The sequence below is a fragment of the Salinarimonas sp. genome (genome assembly GCF_046292825.1).
Classification (GTDB): domain Bacteria; phylum Pseudomonadota; class Alphaproteobacteria; order Rhizobiales; family Beijerinckiaceae; genus Salinarimonas.
The window spans coordinates 82845-102155 of the sequence record NZ_JBKBQG010000004.1; the positions used below are offsets into that span (position 1 = coordinate 82845).

Sequence of the window (19311 nt, forward strand, 5' to 3'; positions counted from 1 at the left end):
TCGCGCGCGTCAGCCTGGGACGAGGGCGGCGACGACGGCGAGCGCCGCGAGGCCGATCGCGGCGAGCGCGGCGGCGTCGCCGATGGCGCCGGTCCGCGCCGGCGCGGTCGCGGCGATGGTCGGGTGTCGCTTCGGCCAGGCGAGGAGACTGGCGAGCCCGATCGCGGCGATCGGCGGCAGGAGCGCGCGCAGCGAGAGCTCCGCGCCCGGAACCGCGGATGCCGGAAGGGCGGAGGCGGCGAAGGGCGCGCCGTCGAGCACGGTGCGCGCGACGTCCTCCGCGCGCATCGCGTGGAGCGCGCCGCGCGCGACGCTCTCGTCGAGGCCCGCGAGGCCCGGCAGCAGGCCCGCGCCGACGAGGAGCGCGGCGACGATCGCGAGACCGAGCCCGTTGCGGCCGGGCGCGAGGGCGGGCAGCGCGATCGGCGGCGGCTCGTCCGGAGCGCCGCGCGCGAGGCCGATGCGCAGCGTGGCGGCGAGGATCGCGGCCCCCGCAAGCACGCCGCTCGCCTCCGCGACGAGGCCGAGCGCCGGGAGCCCCGCCGCGTCGGCGGCCTCCTCGATGGCGCCCTTGCCGCGATAGGCGAGCCCCGGCGGCGCGCCCGCGATCGCGAGAGCGCCGAGGCCGAGGAGCACGACCGCCGTCATGCCGCCGCGGCCGAGATCGCGGGCGCGCGCGGCGAGCGCGGCGAGATCGCTCGTGCGCGCATGGGCGACGAGCACGCCCGCCGCGGCGAACAGGCCCGCCTTCACGACGGCGTGGCCGAGCCCGTAGAGGCTCGCCCCGCCGAGCGCCTGCGGGTCGGCCAGCCCGAGCGCGACGAGCACGATCCCGACATGGGCGCTCGTGGTGAGCGCGAGGATGCGCTTGAGGTTGGGCTCGACGAGGGCGAGCGCGGCGGCGGCGAGGGCGGTCGCGACCCCGACCGGCAGGAGGATCGCGCTCGCCAGCGCTTCCGGCACCGAGCCGAAGGCGAACACGCTCGAGAGCACCCGCGCGAGGCCGAACAGGCCGAAGGTGACGGAGGCGCCGCCGAACAGGACGCAGACGGGCGCGGGCGCGCCCGCATAGGCCTCCGTCAGCCACAGGTGGAACGGCAGCGCCGCCGCCTTGATCAGGAAGCCTGCGACGACGAGGACGAAGCCGAGCCGGACCGCCGGCCCGTCGCCCTCCTCCGCGAGCGCGCGGCCCAAGGCCGAGAGATCGACGCTGCCGCCGACGGCGTAGAGGGTGCCGATCCCCGCGAGCAGGAGGATGCTCGCCAGCGTGTTGACCACCGCGAACAGGAGTGCGCCGTGGAGCGCGTCGTCGTCCATGCGGTAGGCGGTCAGCACGAACGTGGTGACGCCGATGAGCTCGAAGAAGACGTAGAGGTTGAACAGGTCCCCGGTCAGCGCGAATCCCGCGCCGGCGCCGAGCACCACGAGGAGCAGCGCCTGATAGAGCCCCTCGACCGCGCCGAAGAACAGGCGGCCGTAGACGATCACGACGGCGACGAGCCCGGCGATCAATGCCGCGAAGCCGCCGCCGAGCACGTCGGCGACGAGCGCGATGCCGATCTGCGCCCCGTCCTCCGGCGCCCATCCGCCGAGGAAGGCGACGAGCGGCCCCTCGCGCGCCGCGCCCGCGACCGCGAGCGCCCCGCCGCAGCAGGCGAGCGCGACGAGAAGCGCGATCGCGTCGAGGACGAGGCCCGGCACGAAGCGGTGCAGCGCGGCGACGAGCGCGGCTGCGGCCAGCGGGCCCGCGACCAGGAGGGGAAGCGCCTCGCTCATTTCCGACGCGGGACCAGATCGCGCGGATCGACGCTGCCGCGCCGGCGCACGAACTCGACCGCGAGCGCGAGGATCAGCGCCGTGATCGCAGCGCCGATGACGACGTCGACGAGGACGAGGGCCTGCACGACGGGATCGACCGTCGCGGTCGCGGGCTCCCCGCCCTCGACGATCGGCGCGGCGGCCGGCGCCCGGTAGCCGATGGCGACGAGGTGGACGGCGGTCGCGGATTTCGCGACGTTGAGGCAGGCCACCGCGCCGATCACGCTGCGGCTGGCGACGAGGCCCCAGATGGCGGAAAAGAGCAGGGCGACGATCGTCGCGTGGGCGAGGAGGCTCATCGCTCCCCCCTCGTATCCTCGGCCTCCTCCTGCGCGCGCGCGCCGGGTTCGACCTCGGTGAGGAACTCGTGGGCGAGGAGGACGAGGCCGGCCGCGACCCCGATGCCGGAGGCGAGATTGAGGAGCGGGATCGTGCCGGCCGAGCCGAGCCCGCCGCGCGCGCCGAGCGGCAGCACGTTCTCGAGATAGGCGCCGCCCGCCAGGAGCCCGAGGAGGCCGATGCCGGCATAGGCGAGCGCGGCGAGCGCCTTCGTCACGTCGAGCGCGGCGGGCGGCGTCGCGCGCCGCCAGGGCTCGAACCCGCCGGCGAGGAAGATCGCGAGGACGGCGCTCGCGAGGATCGCGCCGCCCTGGAAGCCGCCGCCGGGGCTCAGATGCCCGTGCACCGTGACGTAGACGCCGAACACGATCCCCACCGGCAGGAGAAAGCGGGCGAGCGCCGCGCTCGCAGCGCTGCGCGACGCGTCGCGGCCGGTCATCACCGTGCGGGTGAGGGGCTTGCGCTCGTAGCCGCGCACGTCGCGGAAGAGGAGCGCGACGCCCATCACGGCGGCGAGGAGCACGAATTGCTCGCCGAGCGTATCGAAGCCGCGATAGTCGAACACGACCGCCGCGACGAGGTTCGGCGTCTCGCGCTCCTCGAGCGCCCGCTCGGCGATGCGGGCTCCGAGCGCGGGGATCTCGGCGCCGAGCGGCGGCAGCGAGGCGAGGCCCACGAGCGCGAGCGGCGCGGCGAGGATCGCCGCGACGAGGACGAGGATCCGGCAGGCCGCGTCACCCATCGCGCGCGCCCTGTCGCGTCTCCTCCTGCGCCTCCTCCTGCGCCTCCTCCTCCGCCTCCTCCTGGCGCACGCCGCGCTTGTGCAGATTGGCGATCGCCGCGAGGAACATCAGCGGCACGATCGCGCTGCCGACCGCGATCTGCGCGAGCGCCACGTCCGGCGCGCGCAGGGCGAGGAACAGGAGCGCGAGGCACAGGCCGTGCACCCCCAGCATGAGCACCTGCGCGACCGAGGCGCGCATCGCGCAGACCGCGATCCCGCTCCCCGCGACGAGGACGAGGAGGCCGGCGAGGAGGATCTCGACCGCATCCGGGCTCACGTCTGCCCTCCCGCCCGCGCGTCCGAGGACGTCTCGCGGGTCTCCTTCTCGAGCACGCGGCGCAGGTGGAGCGCGCGGGCGATCGCGTGCGTGCCGATGCCGGTCGTGGCGAGCGCGATCGCGAGGAAGATCGCGATCGTCGCGCTTGCGAGCGCATCGGCGAAGGCGAGGCTCGCGGCGATCGCGGCGCCGGTCGGCGCGACGGCTCCGATCAGGCTCGCCGCGTGCAGCCGCGCGAAGGCGTCGCGCATCGACAGGAGGCCCAGCGCGCCGACGAGCGCGAGGGCCGCCGTCGCGACGAGCGCGACGCCCGCGATGAGACCGAGCGCCCCGCTCACAGCCAGCGCTCCAGGAAGCGCGCGACGATGAGCGTGCCGATCCCGCCCGTCAGCGACAGCGCGATGGCGAGATCGAGATAGTTCGGTTCGGCGAGCGCGGCGGCGAGCACGACGATCAGGCTCGCGGCGAGCGCGCTCGCGGCCTGGAAGGCGACGACGCGCTCCTCCATCGCGCCGCGCGCGAGCGCGAGCCCGGTCGCGGCGAGCGCCGCGAGGAGGCCGAGGCTTCCGATCAGCCAGAGCATGCTCATGGGGAGGCTCCCTCCTCGTGCGATCCGTGCCGCGTCGCGGGCGGCGCCGCGAGGCGATGGCCGAGCATGCCCTCCTCTCGTGTCGCGACGATGTAGGTGTTGGGCGGCAGCGAGTGGCGGAGGATGTCGAGCGGGCGGGCGTCGCCGACGACGGCTTCGAAGCGTCCCGCAGGCGCGCGCCCGGCGAGGAGCCCGTGGGCGATGGTCGCCGCGACGAGGACGCAGTCGCGCGCCGTCGCGCGAAGCGTGCCCGCGACGAGCCGCGCCGCCGCGAGCATCGGTCGTCCGTCGCGATCGGCCGGCTCGACCCCGGGATCGTGCGCGAGACGCATCGCGCCCCACGCCCCCGAGGCGGCGAGCGCGCCGACGGCGGTTTCGATCGGGGCGATCGTGCCGGCGAGCGTGAGGAACAGGGCGAGGAGGCCCGAGAGAAGGCAGAGGTGTAGCGCCGCGTCGCGAGCGATCCGCCGCTTGCGTGAAGCGGGGGCGGGCATGGCGATCTCCTCCGTCTCGGTGGGGCTCTCCCGGCCTCAATGAAGCGGCGGGGCGAACCGTTCCCTCGACGGGGATCAGCGCCGCACGGCGCGCGTCAGCACGATGACCGGCAACAGCCCGACGAGGACGATCGCGAGCGAGCCGGTGGCGGCCTGGGCGAGGCGCTCGTCGGCGGCGAGGTTGTAGACCCGCACCGCCAGCGTGTCGAAGCCGAATGGCCGCACGATCAGGGTCGCGGGGACCTCCTTCAGCACGTCGACGAAGACGACGAGCGCCGCCGTCGCGATCGGCCCGCGCAGGAGCGGCAGGTGGATGCGCGTGGCGAGCGTGGCCGTGCCGCGCCCGAGGCAGCGCGCCGCGTCGTCGACGTTGCGCGAGATCTTGGCGAAGCCCGACTCGACCGCGCCGTAGGCCACCGCGAGGAAGCGCACGAGATAGGCGAGGATCAAGGCCGCGATCGTGCCCGACAGGATCAGCCCCGTCGAGATGCCGAAGGTCGCGCGCAGGAAGCCGTCGATCGCATTGTCGAAGGCGCCGAGCGGGGCGATCACGCCGATGGCGATCACGGTGCCCGGCACCGCGTAGCCGATCGTCGCGACGCGCACGAGCCCCGCGAGCCCGCTCTGCGGCGCGTGGCGCAGCGCGCTCGCGAGCAGGAGCGCGACCGCGACGACGACGAGCGCGGCGATGCTCGCGACGAGGACGGCGTTGCCGGCGTGCCGCAGGAAGACGTCGCCGAGGAGCGCGTCGCCCCCGCGCAGATGAAGCCGCACGAGGATCGCGACCGGGAGGAGGAAGCCGAAGGTCACCGGCGCCGCGCAGGCGGCGACCGCGAGCCAGGCCCTCCAGCCGCGCAGCGGGAAGGCGGGCGCGGGCCGCTTCTGTCGGCCGACCCCGCCGAAGCGGCGACGGCCCCGCGCCCAGCGCTCGAGCACGACGAGGAGGAGCACGAAGCCGAGCAGCATCGTCGCGAGCTGGGAGGCGGCGATGCGGTCTCCGAAGCCGAACCAGGTGCGGTAGATCGCCGTGGTGAAGGTGTTCACGCCGAAATATTGCACGGTCGCGAAATCGGCGAGCGCCTCCATCAACGCGAGCGCGAGCCCCGCCGCGATCGCCGGGCGCGCGAGGGGCAGCGCGACGCGGAAGAAGGCCGACCACGGCCCGTGCCCGAGCGCGCGCGCGGCGTCGAAGCCGGTGCCCGCCTGCTCGAGGAAGGCCGCGCGCGCGATCAGATAGACGTAAGGGTAGAGCACGAGCGAGAAGAGAACCCCCACGCTCCAGGGATCGTGCAGCGTCGGAAACCAGTAATCGCCCCGGCGCCAGCCGAACGTCTCGCGCAGGCCGCTCTGCAGCGGGCCCGCGAAGGCGAGGAAATCGGCATAGGCGTAGCCGATGATGTAGGCCGGCATCGCGAGCGGCAGGACGAGCAGCACCGCGAAGGCCCGCGAGCCGGGGAAGCGGCATTGCGTCACGAGCCAGGCGCCGGCGACGCCCATCGTCGTGGCGAGCACGCTTACGACCGCCACGATGGCGAGGCTGTTATAGAGCACGGTCGGCAGGATCGTCGCCGACAGATGCGCCAGCACCTCGGTGCGCGGGGAGAGCACGCTCGAGACGACGTAGAGGATCGGCAGGACGACGATGCCGGCGACGAGGGCCGTCGCCACGACGAGCGCGCGCGGCGCCGGCGTGGCCCGTCGGCCCACCGGCACCACGCGACGGCGCAGGATGTCGAGGAATCCCGGCGCGCGCAGGTGGCGCGCCGGGGGGGACGCTCCGCCGAGGCTCACGGCCAGCCGGCCCGGTCCATGATCATGAGCGCCTGGGCGTTGTTGCGCGCGAAGACGGAGGCGTCGAGCGTGTCCTCGCGGAATTCGCCGAACGCCGCGATGTGCTCGGCCACCGGCACGCCCTCGACGACCGGATACTCGCTGTTGCCTTCGGCGAAATAGGCCTGCGCCGAATCCGAGGCGAGATATTCGAGGAAGAGCTGCGCCGCCTCGCGGTTGGGCGCATGACGGGCGATGCCGCCGCCGGAGATGTTGACGTGCGTGCCGCGATCGCCCTGGTTGGGGAAGATCACGCCGATCCTGTCGGCGACGGCGCGATCGTCCGCGTTCTCCGAGCGCTTGAGATTGCCGAGATAATAGGTGTTCGAGATCGCGATGTCGCCCTCGCCTGCGGCGCAGGCGCGGATCTGGTCGGTGTCGCCGCCCTGGGGCGGACGGGCGAGATTGGCCGCGATGCCGCGCGCCCACGCCTCGGTCGCCTCCTCGCCGAGAGCGGCGAGCACCGAGCCCGTCAAGGACTGGCTGTAGATGTTGGTCGAGGAGCGGGTGAGCAGGCGCCCGCGCCAGGCCTCGTCGGCGAGCTCCTCGTAGGTCGAGATCTCGTCGCCGGAGAGGGCGTCGCGGTTGTACATGATCACGCGGGCGCGCTTCGAGAAGCCGAACCAATGGCCGTCCGCGTCGCGCAGATAGGAGGGGATGCGGCTCGCCAGCACCTCGGACGCGAGCGGCTGCAGGAGCCCGGCGTCCTGCGCGCGCACGAGGCGCCCGGCATCGACCGTGATGAGGATGTCGGCGGGGCTGTTCGCGCCCTCGCTCGTCATGCGCTCGATCAGCGCGTCCGCGCCGGCCTCGATCCGGTTGATCGTGATGCCGGTCGCCTGCGTGAACTCCGCGTAGAGCTGCTCGTCCGTGTCGTAATGGCGCGAGGAATAGAGGTTCAGCTCGCGCGCCTGGGCGCGCAGGATCGCGGGCGCGGCGAGAAGGCCGGCGGCGGCGGCCGAGCCCATCAGGAACGTGCGGCGGTCGAGAAGGAAGGTCATCGCGTCTGTCTCCCGTCCGGGCGGTCAAGGCACCCGGCGTGTACGTCGTGGTCGCCCCCAGGCGACGTGCCCGCTTATTCCGTGCTTTTCGGCCGAGGTCAATAGTGTTCGATAATATTGGAACGCTTCTAAATTGGAGTTTTAGAGTAGTTCTGAAATGGAGATCGGCGGTCGCGAGTGTGGAGATCAACGTGTCGGCGGCCGAGCCGACCTCCATGCTCCCGAGGCGGAAAGACGCCCCCCAAAGCGCCCTGGGCTGGACAGCCACACCCGCCCCTTCCATTGTTCACGCGATGACGCATAAACCCGAGCGGGCATACCGCGGGGGCTGTTGACTTGAATGTCAATTCGCGATGAGCCAGATTTGAGGCTCTGGGCGCCTTCGATAGCCTGCAATGGCGTCGGGCGAGACGGCACGCGCTCGCACAATGGCGTGGCCTGTTCGCGACGTGGCCGCCTCACAGGGGAGAACATCTCGATGACTACCTCACGAACGCCGTTGAGCTTTGAGGAGCTTGCGTCGGCAACGACGCTGTCGCCTTATCAGATCGCCTACTTTCAGGGGCGTACGCGCAACCGCGTCCACGAGGCCGTCCTCGAAGCCTTTCGGGAGCGGGTCGAGCGAGACGCGCTGACGCGCGCAGAGCTCGCGCGGCGGCTCGGCCGGCGGCCCGAGCAAGTCACCCGCTGGCTCGCCTCGCCCGGCAACTGGACGCTCGACACGGTGAGCGACCTCCTGCTCGCGCTCGGTTACGAACTCGAGATCACGGCAAGACCTCTCGCTCGTCCGCAGAGCGCAGAGCCGGCGGCGCGGGCGCCGGTCCCGGCTGCTCGCCCCGCCGTGCTCAGCAGACAGCGCCGCACCCGCCGAGCCGGGCGCGCGGCGCTTCGGGCATGAGAGGGTTGTTGCCCCGCCCCCACCCTCTCCTCTAGGCTTCGCCGTCTTCTCCACCGCGAGGCCCCGATGCGCCGCCACACGCCCGACACGATCCGCCCGCCTTTCGCCAATTACGCCCATGCCGTCGCCGTGCCGGCCGGCGCGCGGCTCCTGTTCGCGTCAGGGCAGCTCGGGATCGGGCCAGACGAGCACGTGCCGGAGGATGCGGGCGCGCAGGCGGATCTGTGCTTCGCCAACATCGCGGCCGTGCTCGCCGATGCCGGCATGGCGCCCGCCGACATCGTGCGCATCAACGCCTTCGTCTCCGATCGCGCCTATCTGAAGGCGTATATGGAGGCGCGCGACCGTTTCGTGGCGGGCTTTCCGGCGCCGGCCTCGACGCTGATGATCGTGTCGGGCTTCGCGCGGGAAGCCTTCAAGGTCGAGATCGAGGTGATCGCGGCGAAGGCGGAGGCGGCGTGATGGGCGCGCGCGACTGGCTCTCCCTCTCGACCGCGGAATTCGCCGCGCGCGACATGGGCCGCACGATCGCGGTTCTGCCGGTCGCGGCGATCGAGCAGCACGGGCCGCACCTGCCGGTGGGCGTCGACACGCTGATCGCCGAGGGCTATCTCGCCCGCGTGCGCCCGCTCGTGCCCGATGCCCTCGACGTGCTGTTCCTGCCGATCCAGACGATCGGCAAGTCGAACGAGCACCTCGCGTTTCCCGGCACCGTCACGCTGTCCGCCGAGACCGCGCTCGCCGCCTGGCGGGAGATCGGCGAGAGCGTGCACCGGGCCGGCGTGCGCAAGCTCGTCCTCGTCAATTCCCACGGCGGCAACGTCGCGGTGCTCGACATCGTCGCGCGCGAATTGCGGGTGCGGCTCGGGATGATGTGCGTGACGAGCGCCTGGCACCGGCTCGGCTATCCCGACGGGCTGTTCTCCGCGGAGGAATTGCGCCACGGGATCCACGGCGGGGAGATCGAGACGTCGCTGATGCTCGCCTTCCGCCCCGACCTCGTCGACATGGGCGCCGCGCGCGATTTCACGCCGGCGACGAAGCGCATGGCGCGCGAGAACGTGCATCTCTCCGCGATCCAGCCCGTCGGCTTCGGCTGGATGGCGCAGGATCTGAACCCCGCCGGCGCCATCGGCAATGCCGCGGCGGCGACGCGCGAGGCGGGGGAGGCGGCGGCCGATCACGGCGCGCGCGAATTCGTGCGCCTGCTCGAGGAGGTCGACCGGATGGAATGGCCGCCCGCTCCCTGAGCGGACGGCCCTGCATTCGCGGCCCTCAAGCCATGTATTGACCGCCGTTGATCGACAGGGTCGAGCCCGTGATGAAGCCCGCCTCGTCGGAGGCGAGGAAGGCGACCGCGCGGGCGATCTCCTCGGCCTCGCCGAGACGGCCGACCGGGATCTGCGGCAGGATCTTCGACTTGAGCACGTCTTCCGGCACGGCCTTGACCATCTCGGTCGCGATGTAGCCCGGCGCGATCACGTTGACAGTGATGCCCTTGGCGGCGTTCTCCTGGGCGAGCGCCTTGGCGAAGCCGACGACGCCGGCCTTGGCGGCGGAATAGTTCGCCTGCCCGGCCTGACCCTTCTGGCCGTTGATCGAGGAGATGATCACGATCCGCCCGAAGCCGCGGCTCTGCATGCCCTCGATGAGCGGGCGCGTCATCGTGAACATCGAATCGAGATTGGTGCGGATGACCTGCGACCACTGCTCCCAGGTCATGCGGTGGAACATCTTGTCGCGGGTGATGCCCGCATTGTTGACGAGCACGTCGATCGGCCCGAGCGCGGCTTCCACCGCCTTGATGCCCTCTTCCGCGCCGGCCGGATCGGCGACGTCGAACTTGAAGACCGGGATGCCGGTCTCCGCCTTGAAGGCGTTGGCAGCCTCGTCGTTGCCGGCATAGTTCGCCGCGACGTTGAACCCGGCCTCCTTCAGGCCCTTCGAGATCGCGGCTCCGATGCCGCGGGTGCCGCCGGTGACGAGTGCGACGCGCGCCATGACGTTTCCTCTCCTGATTTCGTTGAAGCGAGACGATGTTGCGGATCGATCATGACGCAACGACGCGGCTCGCGCGATCCGTCGCAATCCAGACCCGTCCGGGGAAGAGCCCGGCGCGCCGTCGCGCGCCGGGTCGATCTCGTCGGATGCCTGTCCGCGCGCCTCAGCGCTCGAGGCACATGGCGACGCCCATGCCGCCGCCGATGCACAGCGTGGCGAGGCCGCGCTTGGCGTCGCGCCGGCCCATCTCGTAGAGGAGCGTGGTGAGCACGCGCGCGCCCGACGCGCCGATCGGGTGGCCGATGGCGATCGCGCCGCCGTTGACGTTCACGCGGTCGGTATCCCAGCCCATGTCCTTGTTGACGGCGATCGCCTGGGCGGCGAAGGCCTCGTTGGCCTCGACGAGGTCGAGATCGGAGACCTTCCAGCCCGCCTTCTCGAGCGCCTTGCGCGAGGACGGGATCGGGCCCGTGCCCATGATCGCCGGATCGACGCCCGCCGTCGCCCAGGAGGCGATGCGCGCGAGCGGGGTGAGCCCGCGGCGCTCGGCTTCCGCGGCGCTCATCAGGACGAGCGCGGCGGCGCCGTCGTTGATGCCCGACGCGTTGCCCGCCGTCACCGAGCCCTCCTTCGAGAAGGCCGGCTTGAGCTTGGCGACCGCCTCCAACGTGGTGCCGTGGCGCGGATATTCGTCGGCGTCGAACACCGTGTCGCCCTTGCGGGTGGAGACGGTGACGGGCGCGATCTCGTCGGCGAAGCGGCCGGCCTTCTGGGCGGCCTCGGCCTTGTTCTGCGAGGCGACCGCGAAGGCGTCCTGCTCCTCGCGCGAGATCTGCCATTTCTGGGCGACGTTCTCGGCCGTCGTGCCCATGTGGTAGCCGTGGAAGGCGTCGAGCAGGCCGTCGCGCAGCATGGTGTCGACGAGCTTCAACTCGCCCATCTTGGTGCCCGCGCGCATATAGGCGGCGTGCGGCGCCTGGCTCATCGATTCCTGGCCGCCGGCGACGATCACGCGCGCGTCGCCGTTGGCGATCTGCTGCATGCCGATCGCGACCGCGCGCAGGCCCGAGCCGCAGAGCTGGTTGAGGCCCCAGGCGGTCGCCTCCTGCGGGATGCCGGCCTTCATCGCCGCCTGGCGGGCCGGGTTCTGGCCCTGGCCGGCGGCGAGGATCTGGCCGAGGATCACCTCGTCCACGTCCGCCGGGTCGACGCCCGCGCGCTCGAGCGCCGCCTTGATCGCGATCGCGCCCAATTCGTGGGCGGGCATCGCGCCGAATGCGCCGTTGAAGGCTCCGACCGGGGTGCGCGCGGCGGAGACGATGACGATGTCCTGCGTGGCCATGGTGTCCTTCCCTATGTGCCCTCGAGGTGCTTCCTCGGCCATCCCGCGAGCGCCCGACGCCGCGGCGGCGAGCGGGCGATGCGTCGGCGGTGCCTCGCGGGCGTTGCCTGAGTGTCGATCAAGCCGAGGCCTCCCGGCAAGTCAAGGCCGCGCAAACCCGGAGTCGCCGCGCCGCAGCATCGCTCCGCTGCCGCGCGAAAATGCTGTTTCCGGTTTGAAGGGAAGCGCTTAAGGTCGAGGCCGGGAGTGGAACAGAGCCGCTCGCCTCCGCCGAATTGGCGAGGCGGCCGGCAAGCGAGGAACGAGCGACGCCATGGCGAGCGAGAAAGAACCGACCACCATCAAGAAATACGCCAACCGCCGCCTGTATCACACCGGCACCTCGACCTACGTCACGCTCGAGGATCTCGGTCATATGGTGCGCGCCGGCGAGGACTTCGTCGTCACCGACGCGAAGACCGGCGAGGACATCACCCGCTCGGTTCTCACGCAGATCATCTTCGAGCAGGAGAACAAGGAGGGCACGCAGAACATGCTGCCGGTGGCCTTCCTGCGGCAGCTGATCCGGCTCTACGGCGACAGCATGCAGGCTCTGGTGCCGCCCTATCTCGAATATTCGATGGAGACGCTCGTGCGCGAGCAGCAGAAGCTGCGCGAGCAGATGACCCAGACCTTCGGGCCCAAGACCTTCCAGGCGCTCGACGACCAGGTGCGCATCAACATGTCGCTCTTCGCCGACGCGATGCGCATGTTCTCGCCCTTTCCCGGCGTGCGCGCGGAGGCGATGAAGCGCCACACCGAGCGCGCCGAGGCGCAGGAGGCCGCCGCCCCGACCGCCGAGAGCGCCGACGAGATCCGCCGCCTGAAGGCGCAGATGGCGGAAATGGAAGCCAAGATCTCGGCGCTCGCCAAGAAGGATTGAGGAGAAGAGCGGCCGAGAGTTCGAAAATCGGCTCGTGCGGTGTCATCCCGGACGCCAAAGGCGATCCGGGACCCATAGCCGCCACGTCTCAGTCGCAGCCTGTAGGCTGCGTTTCTCCGACGAAAGCTGCCCGACGGTCGCGGCACGAGCGCGGCATGCGCGCTCGGACTTGTCCTCGTGGGTATGGGTCCCGGGTCCGCTTCGCGGCCCGGGATGACAACTTCGGAAAGGTTCACGAATCCCGAGGAGGCGATGCGCCCGCGATCCGGGTCTCGACCCGGCGCGCGGCCCGCGTTATGCCCTGTCACGGCGCGCGCCCCGGCAGTCGCGCGCGACGCGAGGAGCCGAGAGACCGCATGACCGTTCGCTACCACCGCGGGGACCTTCCCGCCGATTACGATCCCGGCCCCGCGATCGCCGTCGACACCGAGACGCTCGGGCTCGTTCCGTCCCGCGATCGCCTGTGCGTCGTCCAGATCTCGCGGGGCGACGGGGACGCGGACGTCGTCCAGATCCTGCGCGAAGGCGGGCGGCCGGAGAACCTCGCCCGCGTCCTCGGCGATCCGTCGGTCGTGAAGATCTTCCACTATGCGCGCTTCGATCTCGCCGTCCTGTTCCAGGCGCTCGGCGTGACGGCGACGCCCGTCTACTGCACCAAGATCGCCTCTCGGCTGACGCGGACCTATACCGACCGGCACGGCCTCAAGGATCTCTGCCGCGAGCTCCTCGGCATCGAGCTCTCGAAGCAGCAGCAGAGCTCGGATTGGGGGGCGGACACGCTCACCCAGGCGCAGCTCGACTACGCCGCCTCCGACGTCCTGCACCTGCACGCCTTGCGCGACGCGCTCGACCTGCGGCTCGCCCGCGAGGGCAGAACCGAGCTCGCGCAGGCCTGCTTCGCCTTCCTGCCGACCCGCGCGCGCCTCGACCTCGCCGGCTGGCCCGACACCGACATCTTCGCCCACAGCTGAGCGCGAGGCTCGCCTGCGACGGCGCCGCCCGCTCTCCTTCCCCTCAGTCAGAGTTTGTGAATCTTTCTCCTAGCACCTCCACGCCGTCATTCCGGGCTCGCTTCGCGCCCCGGAATGACGGGCGCGGATAGATTTTTCAAACTCTGAGGGGGAGGAGAGCGGCGGCGCCTTCGGGTCGCGAATCCGTCTCCGGGCTGTCGCCCGGAGACGCCTTTCCACGAGGGGGGGAGGACACGCTGGCGCTCGTCACGAGCGTCGCGCGCGTTATGTGAACGGGATAGCCGGCGACGGGGATTTGCGCCGGGGGGCTCGACACCCCATAAGTATGCGGCGCGCGTCGGGCATGGTCGCGCGCGAGGATCAGGGAGCGAGCGTGGGGACGGGGAGCATCGGCGAGGAGGCCGACGGGTGGCGGGCCGGAGGGGGGCGCGACGCGCGCCGCTCCTATCGGCACGCGCGCGCGCATTCGCGCCGCGTCCGCCTGCTCAAATGGGCGATCCCCGCCGGCGCCGTGATCGCGGTCGCGGTGACGATCGTCATCGCCTTCTTCAACCCCTTCGCCTCCATCGGCGGCCTGACGCTCGGCCCCGTCAGCGTCTCGGGCACGCGCATCGTGATGGACAGCCCCCGCCTCACCGGCTTCCAGGGCGAGGGGCGCCCCTACGAGGTGACCGCGACCGAGGCCTCGCAGGACGTGCGCACCCCCCATCTCATCGATCTGCGCGACCTGCGGGCGCGCATCACCATGGATCAGACCGGCAACGTCGTGCGCGTCGAGGCCGAGACCGGGCGCTTCGACACCGCAGCCGAGCTCCTCCTCCTCGAGCGGGACGTGCGCGTGACCTCGAGCCTCGGCTACGACGCGGACCTGCGCTCGGCCCTCGTCGATTTCCAGGCGGGCTCGGTCGTGTCGGAGGAGCCCGTGCGGGTCGGCATCGGCAGCGGAATCGTGGAGGCCGACACGATGACGATCACGGAAGGCGGCGCGGTCGCCACCTTCGTCGGCTCGGTACGCTCGACCTTCGTCCTCGACCAGGGAGGCCTCGCGCGCCCGCCATGACGATGCCGAGATCGCGCGCGACATCCGCCGCCCGTCCCCGTTCTCCCCTCACGACGCCTCGGAGGCGCCGCTTGCGCACGCTCGTTCCCGCCCTCGCCTTGACGGCCCTCGTCCTCTTCGCCCCCCCGATCCTCGCGCCCGCCGCGGCGCAGCAGGGGACCGGCGCGTTCTCGGGGCTCGGCTCCGGCTCCCAGGAGCCGATCCGCATCGACGCCGATCGCCTCGACGTGTTCGAGCGCGAAGGCCGCGCGGTCTATGCCGGCAACGTCGTCGCCGTGCAGGGCGACACCACGATGCGCTGCTCGACCCTGTCGATCTACTTCACCCGCGGCGACGCGGAGGCCGGGGCCGAGGGCGGCGACCAGATCGACCGGATCGAGTGCGACGGCCCGGTCACCATCCTCTCTCAGGACCAGGTGGCGACCGGCAATCGCGCGGTCTACGAGCGCCTCCAGGCCCGCGTCGTGCTCACGGGCGACGTCGCGCTCAGCCAGGGCCAGAACGTCACCCGCGGGGAGCGCCTCGTCTACGACATCGATGCGGGCGTCGCGAATATCGAGGCCGGCGCACAGCAGCGCGTGCGCGGGCTGTTCGTGCCGGGCCAGAGCCAGTAAGAGACGTCGCGCGGTAATTCGGAGGCACGGGGTGGATCGGAGGCTCACGGACGAGGCCGGACGGGACGCGCGCGGGGACGATCCGCGGGCGCCGGGCCGGGTCGATCGAGGCCGCGCGGCGCGCGTCGGCGGCCCGCTCGCGCGCCTCGCCGGGCTGTTCTCGCGCGGGCGCGGCGCCGATGCGCAGGGGCACCTCTCGGATCGCGACGTGCAGGACCCTCTGCCGACGATGCTCGGCGGCCCGGGCATCCTCGCGGTGTCCGGGCTGCAGAAGAGCTATCGCGGGCGGCGCGTCGTCAACGACGCCTCGCTCGACGTGCGCAACGGCGAGGCGGTCGGGCTGCTCGGGCCGAACGGCGCGGGCAAGACGACGATCTTCTACATGATCACCGGCCTCGTCGCCGCCGATCGCGGCATGATCAGCCTCGACGGCAACGACGTCACGCGCATGCCGATGTATCGCCGCGCCCGCCTCGGCATCGGCTATCTCCCGCAGGAGGCCTCGATCTTCCGCGGGCTCAACGTCGAGGACAACATCCGCGCGGTGCTCGAGCTCGTCGAGCCGAACCGCGACGCCCGCGAGGCGAAGCTCGACGCGCTCCTCGACGAGTTCTCGATCGCGCGGCTGCGCAAGGCGCCCTCGATCGCGCTCTCGGGCGGCGAGCGGCGGCGCTGCGAGATCGCCCGCGCGCTCGCCTCCGACCCGTCCTTCATGCTGCTCGACGAGCCCTTCGCCGGCATCGACCCGATCGCGGTCGGCGACATCCAGAATCTCGTGCGCCATCTCACCCGCCGCGGCATCGGCGTGCTGATCACGGACCACAACGTGCGCGAGACGCTCGGCCTGATCGACCGCGCCTACATCATCCATTCCGGCCGCGTGCTGACCGAGGGCTCGCCCGACGAGATCGTCGCCAATTCCGAGGTGCGCAAGCTCTATCTCGGCGAGGATTTCCGGCTCTGAGCGGGGCCTCCCGGCGCGCCGTCAACGCTTCGTTAACCGTGTCGGCCGAATCTGCGGACATCCCGCGCGGCGATCCCGCCGCGCCGGTTCGTCGTCGGAGGAGAGCCATGCCGGGCCGTGCGTCCAGAAGCCTCGTCGCGGGCCTCGCCGCCTGCCTCGCCGTCTCGGGCCTCGTGCCGGGGGCGATCCTCGGGGCGTTCCTCGGCGCCGGGGAGGCGCAGGCGAGCGCCTTCGACTTCATGCCCGCGCCGCAGACCGACCTCAACCGGCTGTATCGGATCGACCGCGTCACCGGCGCGGTCTCCTCCTGCCAATTCGCCCTCAAGGAGGGCACCGTCGGCGTGACTCTGTGCTTCGGCCCGGGGGAGGGCGCCGGCGCGCAGGCTCCGGGAGAATACGGGCTCGTCGCCTCGAATCACGAGCGCGAGGGGGGCGTCTTCCGGGTCAATCGTCGCACCGGCGAGATGAGCGTCTGCTACGTCTTCGAGGAGAAGGTCGTGTGCACGCCCCCCGAATCGGTCTCGCCCGCCGCCACGGCGCAGGCGCCCGCGACGCCCGACACCACCGCCGCCACCCGCTGAGGCGTCCCGGCGGGCCCTCGGGCGAGGCGCGCGCGGGCGATCCGTCCTTTGCGCACGCGCCGTCCCGGTGCTAGGAACCTCCCGTCCTGATACGGGAGGCGCGGATGGACGCGGAACAGCTCAAGCGCGCGGCGGCCGAGCGGGCGCTCGCGGCCGTCTCGAGCGGCATGAAGGTCGGGCTCGGAACGGGCTCGACCGCGCGCCATTTCGTCGCGCTGCTCGGCGATCGCGTCCGCGCCGGCCTCGACGTCGTCTGCGTGCCGACCTCGGAGGCGACCCGCGCGCAGGCCGAGGCGGAGGGCATCCGCCTCGCGACCCTCGACGATCTCGGCGCGCTCGACGTCACGATCGACGGCGCCGACGAGCTCGACGGGGAGCTGCGCCTGATCAAGGGCGGCGGCGGCGCCCATCTGCGCGAGAAGATCGTCGCCTGCGCCTCGCAGCGCATGATCGTGATCGCCGACGGCTCGAAGCGGGTCGCGACCCTCGGCCGCTTCCCGCTGCCGATCGAGGTCGTGCCCTTCGGGCTCGAGGCGACGCGGCGCGCGGTCGCCCGCGCGATCGAGGCCTCCGGCGCGACGGGAGAGCTCGTCCTGCGCAGCGGCCCCGAAAACGCCCCGTTCGTCACCGACGGGGGGCACTTCATCCTCGACGCCCATCTCGGTCGAATCGATGCGCCCGACGCGCTCGCGGCGGCTCTGGCCTGCGTGCCGGGGGTCGTCGAGCACGGCCTGTTCATCGGCATCGCGACGGGCGCCGTGCTCGCGACCGCAGAGGGCCTCGTCGTCCTCGGCGACGTCTGATACGACGTGTCCTGATTCTCGGAGCCACCACCTCATGAACCGTCACTTCCTCGCCGTCACGATGCTCGCCGCCGCCCTCGCGCTCGGCGCTCCGTTGCCCGCAGCGCACGCCCAGGACCAGGCCGCCGGCGCCGCCCGCGAGTTCTCGCAGCGCCACATCGCGGTCGCGCGCGACGTCGTCCGCCTGTCGGGCATGGCCCGCTCGTTCCAGGCGGTCATCCCGCAATTCCAGGAGATGGCCCTGCGCCAGTTCGGCGGCTCCACGCCGCAGATGGCGGAGGAGGTGCAGGAGATCCTGCGCGAGCTGCGCCCGGAACTGGAGCTGCAGGAGCGTGCCATGATGACCCGCGCGGCGCGCGTCATGGCCGAGCGGCTCACGGAGGCGGAACTCGACGAGGTCGCCGCCTTCTTCGCCACCGATGCCGGGCGCCGCTACGTCGAGACGCAGCCCGCCGTGCTCGACGGCGTGATCGGCGAGATGCAGGTCTGGTCGGAGGAACTCGCGGAATACATCGACATCCGCGTGCGCGCCAAGCTCCTCGAGCGCAATCCCGGCACCACGAACCCGATCCCGATGCCGCTGCCCGGCGTGCCCCAGCAATGAGTCGCGGCGGTCGCCGCGGACGAGGTGAGCGATGAGCGCGTTCGATGTCGACCTGTTCGTGATCGGCGGCGGTTCGGGGGGCGTGCGCGCGGCGCGGATCGCGGCCACCTACGGCGCGCGCGTCATGATCGCCGAGGAGTTCCGGTACGGCGGCACCTGCGTCATCCGCGGCTGCGTGCCGAAGAAGCTGATGGTGCTCGCCGGCCGCTTCGCCGACGATTTCCGCGACGCCGCCGGCTACGGCTGGAGCGTCGGCGAGACGCGCTTCGACTGGCGGGCGCTGATCGCCGCGAAGGATCGCGAGATCGCCCGGCTCGAGGGCGTCTATCGCGGCAATCTCGAGCGGGCGGGCGTAACCGTTCGCGACGGCCGCGCGGTGATCGAGGGCCCGCACGAGGTCCGCCTCCTCGCGACCGGCGAGCGCATCCGCGCGGCCCACATCCTCGTCGCGGTCGGCGCGCGGCCCTCGCTCGAGCCGACGATCCCCGGCGGCGAGCTCGGCATCACCTCGAACGAGGTCTTCGATCTCGCCGAGCAGCCCCGGCGCGTGCTCGTCATCGGCGGCGGCTACATCGCGGTCGAGTTCGCGGGTATCTTCGCGGGGCTCGGCAGCGAGACGGCGCTGCTCCACCGGGGCGACAAGCTCCTGCGCGGCTTCGACGAGGAGCTGCGCGACAAGCTCGGCGCGGCTTATGCGCGGCGCGGCGTCGAGCTCCTGCTCGGGCGCACCGCCGAGGCGATGGAGCGCACGGGGGACGGCATCGCGGTGCGGCTCTCGAGCGGCGAGACGCGGGTGTTCGACCAGGTCCTCGTCGCCACGGGCCGGCGCCCCAACACCGCCGGCCTCGGCCTCGAGACGGCGAACGTGGCCCTCGACGAGGGCGGCGCCATCGTGGTCGACGCCTATTCGCGCACGCTCTGCCCCTCGATCTACGCGGTCGGCGACGTGACGAACCGCGCGAACCTCACCCCCGTCGCGATCCGCGAGGGGCACGCCTTCGCGGACACGGTCTTCGGCGGCAAGCCGACGATGGTCTCGCACGAGATCATCCCCACCGCCGTGTTCTCGACGCCGGAGATCGGCACCGTCGGCTGCTCGGAGGAGCTCGCGCGCGCGCGCGGCGGCGAGGTCGCGATCTACAAGACGTCGTTCCGCTCGATGCGCGCGACCCTGTCGGGCCGCGACGATCCGGTCTTCATGAAGCTCGTCGTCGACAAGCCGTCCGACCGGCTCCTCGGCGCGCATCTGATGGGCCCCGAATCGGGCGAACTGATCCAGCTCCTCGGCACGCTCGTCACCATGGGCGCCACCAAGGCCGATCTCGACCGCACCATCGCCGTCCACCCGACGGCGGCGGAGGAACTCGTGACGATGCGCACGCCCGTGGCGTGAGCCCCCTGCTCGACCGACGTCGGCGC

23 protein-coding genes are annotated in these 19311 nt (G+C 72.0%); 12 read left to right on the forward strand and 11 right to left on the reverse strand.

Translation table 11 applies throughout. The annotated features are described in order from the left end of the window. Positions 1–9: 9 nt before the first annotated feature. The 9 genes from ACK4UM_RS03660 to ACK4UM_RS03700 form a co-directional block, all read right to left on the reverse strand. Positions 10–1776: a complex I subunit 5 family protein gene (locus ACK4UM_RS03660; protein ID WP_409795778.1), complete on the reverse strand. Its 1767-nt coding sequence runs from the start codon at positions 1774–1776 to the stop codon at positions 10–12. Then, a complete protein-coding gene (locus tag ACK4UM_RS03665) occupies positions 1773–2117 on the reverse strand; it encodes a sodium:proton antiporter (RefSeq protein ID WP_409795781.1) in 345 nt (114 codons plus the stop codon). Before ACK4UM_RS03665 ends, ACK4UM_RS03660 begins: the two co-directional genes overlap by 4 nt. After that, entirely contained in the window at positions 2114–2899 is a 786-nt protein-coding gene (locus ACK4UM_RS03670; RefSeq protein ID WP_409795784.1) for an MnhB domain-containing protein, read from the reverse strand. Before ACK4UM_RS03670 ends, ACK4UM_RS03665 begins: the two co-directional genes overlap by 4 nt. Further along, positions 2892–3218 carry a DUF4040 domain-containing protein gene (locus tag ACK4UM_RS03675; RefSeq protein WP_409795786.1) on the reverse strand — a complete coding sequence of 109 codons (327 nt, stop codon included), beginning with the start codon at positions 3216–3218 and terminating at the stop codon, positions 2892–2894. The genes ACK4UM_RS03670 and ACK4UM_RS03675 overlap by 8 nt, the downstream gene beginning before the upstream one ends. Then, positions 3215–3556 (reverse strand): monovalent cation/H(+) antiporter subunit G, encoded by a 342-nt coding sequence (locus ACK4UM_RS03680; RefSeq protein WP_409795790.1) that lies wholly within the window; start codon positions 3554–3556, stop codon positions 3215–3217. The genes ACK4UM_RS03675 and ACK4UM_RS03680 overlap by 4 nt, the downstream gene beginning before the upstream one ends. Continuing rightward, positions 3553–3807, reverse strand: a complete 255-nt coding sequence (locus ACK4UM_RS03685) for a monovalent cation/H+ antiporter complex subunit F (RefSeq protein ID WP_409795792.1) — start codon at positions 3805–3807, stop codon at positions 3553–3555. The genes ACK4UM_RS03680 and ACK4UM_RS03685 overlap by 4 nt, the downstream gene beginning before the upstream one ends. Continuing rightward, on the reverse strand, positions 3804–4301 hold the full coding sequence (locus ACK4UM_RS03690; protein WP_409795795.1) for a hypothetical protein: 498 nt from the start codon (positions 4299–4301) through the stop codon (positions 3804–3806). The genes ACK4UM_RS03685 and ACK4UM_RS03690 overlap by 4 nt, the downstream gene beginning before the upstream one ends. 75 nt (positions 4302–4376) lie before the next feature. Then, on the reverse strand, positions 4377–6092 hold the full coding sequence (locus ACK4UM_RS03695) for an ABC transporter permease (protein ID WP_409795798.1): 1716 nt from the start codon (positions 6090–6092) through the stop codon (positions 4377–4379). Beyond that, on the reverse strand, positions 6089–7132 hold the full coding sequence (locus ACK4UM_RS03700; protein ID WP_409795800.1) for a Fe(3+) ABC transporter substrate-binding protein: 1044 nt from the start codon (positions 7130–7132) through the stop codon (positions 6089–6091). Before ACK4UM_RS03700 ends, ACK4UM_RS03695 begins: the two co-directional genes overlap by 4 nt. Positions 7133–7610: 478 nt before the next feature. Here ACK4UM_RS03700 and ACK4UM_RS03705 point away from each other — a divergent pair, with 478 nt between their 5' ends. The 3 genes from ACK4UM_RS03705 to ACK4UM_RS03715 all read left to right on the forward strand — a co-directional run bounded on the left by ACK4UM_RS03705 (position 7611) and on the right by ACK4UM_RS03715 (position 9280). After that, complete coding sequence (locus ACK4UM_RS03705; protein ID WP_409795803.1) at positions 7611–8030, forward strand: helix-turn-helix domain-containing protein; 420 nt, start codon at positions 7611–7613, stop codon at positions 8028–8030. A 66-nt stretch (positions 8031–8096) separates the two neighbouring features. Then, the gene (locus ACK4UM_RS03710; RefSeq protein ID WP_409795806.1) at positions 8097–8492 is read left to right on the forward strand and encodes a RidA family protein; all 396 of its coding nucleotides are present in this window, start codon (positions 8097–8099) and stop codon (positions 8490–8492) included. Beyond that, positions 8492–9280 carry a creatininase family protein gene (locus ACK4UM_RS03715; protein ID WP_409795809.1) on the forward strand — a complete coding sequence of 263 codons (789 nt, stop codon included), beginning with the start codon at positions 8492–8494 and terminating at the stop codon, positions 9278–9280. Before ACK4UM_RS03710 ends, ACK4UM_RS03715 begins: the two co-directional genes overlap by 1 nt. A gap of 25 nt (positions 9281–9305) precedes the next feature. Here the strand turns inward: ACK4UM_RS03715 and phbB are convergent, their stop codons facing one another. Together phbB and ACK4UM_RS03725 are read right to left on the reverse strand one after the other, a co-directional pair. Further along, entirely contained in the window at positions 9306–10031 is a 726-nt protein-coding gene (phbB, locus tag ACK4UM_RS03720) for an acetoacetyl-CoA reductase (RefSeq protein ID WP_409795811.1), read from the reverse strand. Positions 10032–10194: 163 nt separating this feature from the next. Beyond that, positions 10195–11373: an acetyl-CoA C-acetyltransferase gene (locus tag ACK4UM_RS03725; RefSeq protein ID WP_409795814.1), complete on the reverse strand. Its 1179-nt coding sequence runs from the start codon at positions 11371–11373 to the stop codon at positions 10195–10197. Between the two features lie 313 nt (positions 11374–11686). Here ACK4UM_RS03725 and phaR point away from each other — a divergent pair, with 313 nt between their 5' ends. From phaR to gor, 9 genes are all read left to right on the forward strand, one after another. Next, a complete protein-coding gene (gene phaR, locus ACK4UM_RS03730) occupies positions 11687–12295 on the forward strand; it encodes a polyhydroxyalkanoate synthesis repressor PhaR (RefSeq protein ID WP_409795817.1) in 609 nt (202 codons plus the stop codon). A gap of 356 nt (positions 12296–12651) precedes the next feature. Continuing rightward, a complete protein-coding gene (locus ACK4UM_RS03735) occupies positions 12652–13266 on the forward strand; it encodes a ribonuclease D (RefSeq protein WP_409795820.1) in 615 nt (204 codons plus the stop codon). Between the two features lie 373 nt (positions 13267–13639). Then, a complete protein-coding gene (lptC, locus tag ACK4UM_RS03740; RefSeq protein WP_409795823.1) occupies positions 13640–14326 on the forward strand; it encodes an LPS export ABC transporter periplasmic protein LptC in 687 nt (228 codons plus the stop codon). A 71-nt stretch (positions 14327–14397) separates the two neighbouring features. Next, complete coding sequence (locus ACK4UM_RS03745) at positions 14398–14940, forward strand: LptA/OstA family protein (protein ID WP_409795826.1); 543 nt, start codon at positions 14398–14400, stop codon at positions 14938–14940. A gap of 31 nt (positions 14941–14971) precedes the next feature. Further along, a complete protein-coding gene (gene lptB / locus ACK4UM_RS03750) occupies positions 14972–15904 on the forward strand; it encodes an LPS export ABC transporter ATP-binding protein (protein ID WP_409795829.1) in 933 nt (310 codons plus the stop codon). A gap of 107 nt (positions 15905–16011) precedes the next feature. Further along, positions 16012–16485, forward strand: a complete 474-nt coding sequence (locus ACK4UM_RS03755) for a hypothetical protein (RefSeq protein WP_409795832.1) — start codon at positions 16012–16014, stop codon at positions 16483–16485. Between the two features lie 104 nt (positions 16486–16589). Further along, positions 16590–17288, forward strand: coding sequence for a ribose-5-phosphate isomerase RpiA (gene rpiA / locus ACK4UM_RS03760; protein ID WP_409795835.1), 699 nt, complete (start codon positions 16590–16592; stop codon positions 17286–17288). 34 nt (positions 17289–17322) lie between these two features. Beyond that, entirely contained in the window at positions 17323–17892 is a 570-nt protein-coding gene (locus ACK4UM_RS03765) for a DUF2059 domain-containing protein (protein WP_409795838.1), read from the forward strand. A gap of 31 nt (positions 17893–17923) precedes the next feature. After that, positions 17924–19285, forward strand: coding sequence for a glutathione-disulfide reductase (gor, locus tag ACK4UM_RS03770; protein WP_409795840.1), 1362 nt, complete (start codon positions 17924–17926; stop codon positions 19283–19285). The last annotated feature ends 26 nt before the right edge of the window (positions 19286–19311 follow it).

Coding starts and splice junctions, on each gene's coding strand:
- ACK4UM_RS03765 (WP_409795838.1), top strand. CDS start 17,323: ATGAACCGTCACTTCCTCGCCGTCACGATGCTCGCCGCCGCCCTCGCG.
- ACK4UM_RS03670 (WP_409795784.1), bottom strand. CDS start 2,899: ATGGGTGACGCGGCCTGCCGGATCCTCGTCCTCGTCGCGGCGATCCTC.
- phbB (WP_409795811.1), bottom strand. CDS start 10,031: ATGGCGCGCGTCGCACTCGTCACCGGCGGCACCCGCGGCATCGGAGCC.
- ACK4UM_RS03665 (WP_409795781.1), bottom strand. CDS start 2,117: ATGAGCCTCCTCGCCCACGCGACGATCGTCGCCCTGCTCTTTTCCGCC.
- ACK4UM_RS03705 (WP_409795803.1), top strand. CDS start 7,611: ATGACTACCTCACGAACGCCGTTGAGCTTTGAGGAGCTTGCGTCGGCA.
- ACK4UM_RS03710 (WP_409795806.1), top strand. CDS start 8,097: ATGCGCCGCCACACGCCCGACACGATCCGCCCGCCTTTCGCCAATTAC.
- ACK4UM_RS03725 (WP_409795814.1), bottom strand. CDS start 11,373: ATGGCCACGCAGGACATCGTCATCGTCTCCGCCGCGCGCACCCCGGTC.
- ACK4UM_RS03715 (WP_409795809.1), top strand. CDS start 8,492: ATGGGCGCGCGCGACTGGCTCTCCCTCTCGACCGCGGAATTCGCCGCG.
- gor (WP_409795840.1), top strand. CDS start 17,924: ATGAGCGCGTTCGATGTCGACCTGTTCGTGATCGGCGGCGGTTCGGGG.
- ACK4UM_RS03735 (WP_409795820.1), top strand. CDS start 12,652: ATGACCGTTCGCTACCACCGCGGGGACCTTCCCGCCGATTACGATCCC.
- ACK4UM_RS03660 (WP_409795778.1), bottom strand. CDS start 1,776: ATGAGCGAGGCGCTTCCCCTCCTGGTCGCGGGCCCGCTGGCCGCAGCC.
- ACK4UM_RS03755 (WP_409795832.1), top strand. CDS start 16,012: ATGCCGGGCCGTGCGTCCAGAAGCCTCGTCGCGGGCCTCGCCGCCTGC.
- ACK4UM_RS03690 (WP_409795795.1), bottom strand. CDS start 4,301: ATGCCCGCCCCCGCTTCACGCAAGCGGCGGATCGCTCGCGACGCGGCG.
- rpiA (WP_409795835.1), top strand. CDS start 16,590: ATGGACGCGGAACAGCTCAAGCGCGCGGCGGCCGAGCGGGCGCTCGCG.
- ACK4UM_RS03700 (WP_409795800.1), bottom strand. CDS start 7,132: ATGACCTTCCTTCTCGACCGCCGCACGTTCCTGATGGGCTCGGCCGCC.
- ACK4UM_RS03685 (WP_409795792.1), bottom strand. CDS start 3,807: ATGAGCATGCTCTGGCTGATCGGAAGCCTCGGCCTCCTCGCGGCGCTC.
- phaR (WP_409795817.1), top strand. CDS start 11,687: ATGGCGAGCGAGAAAGAACCGACCACCATCAAGAAATACGCCAACCGC.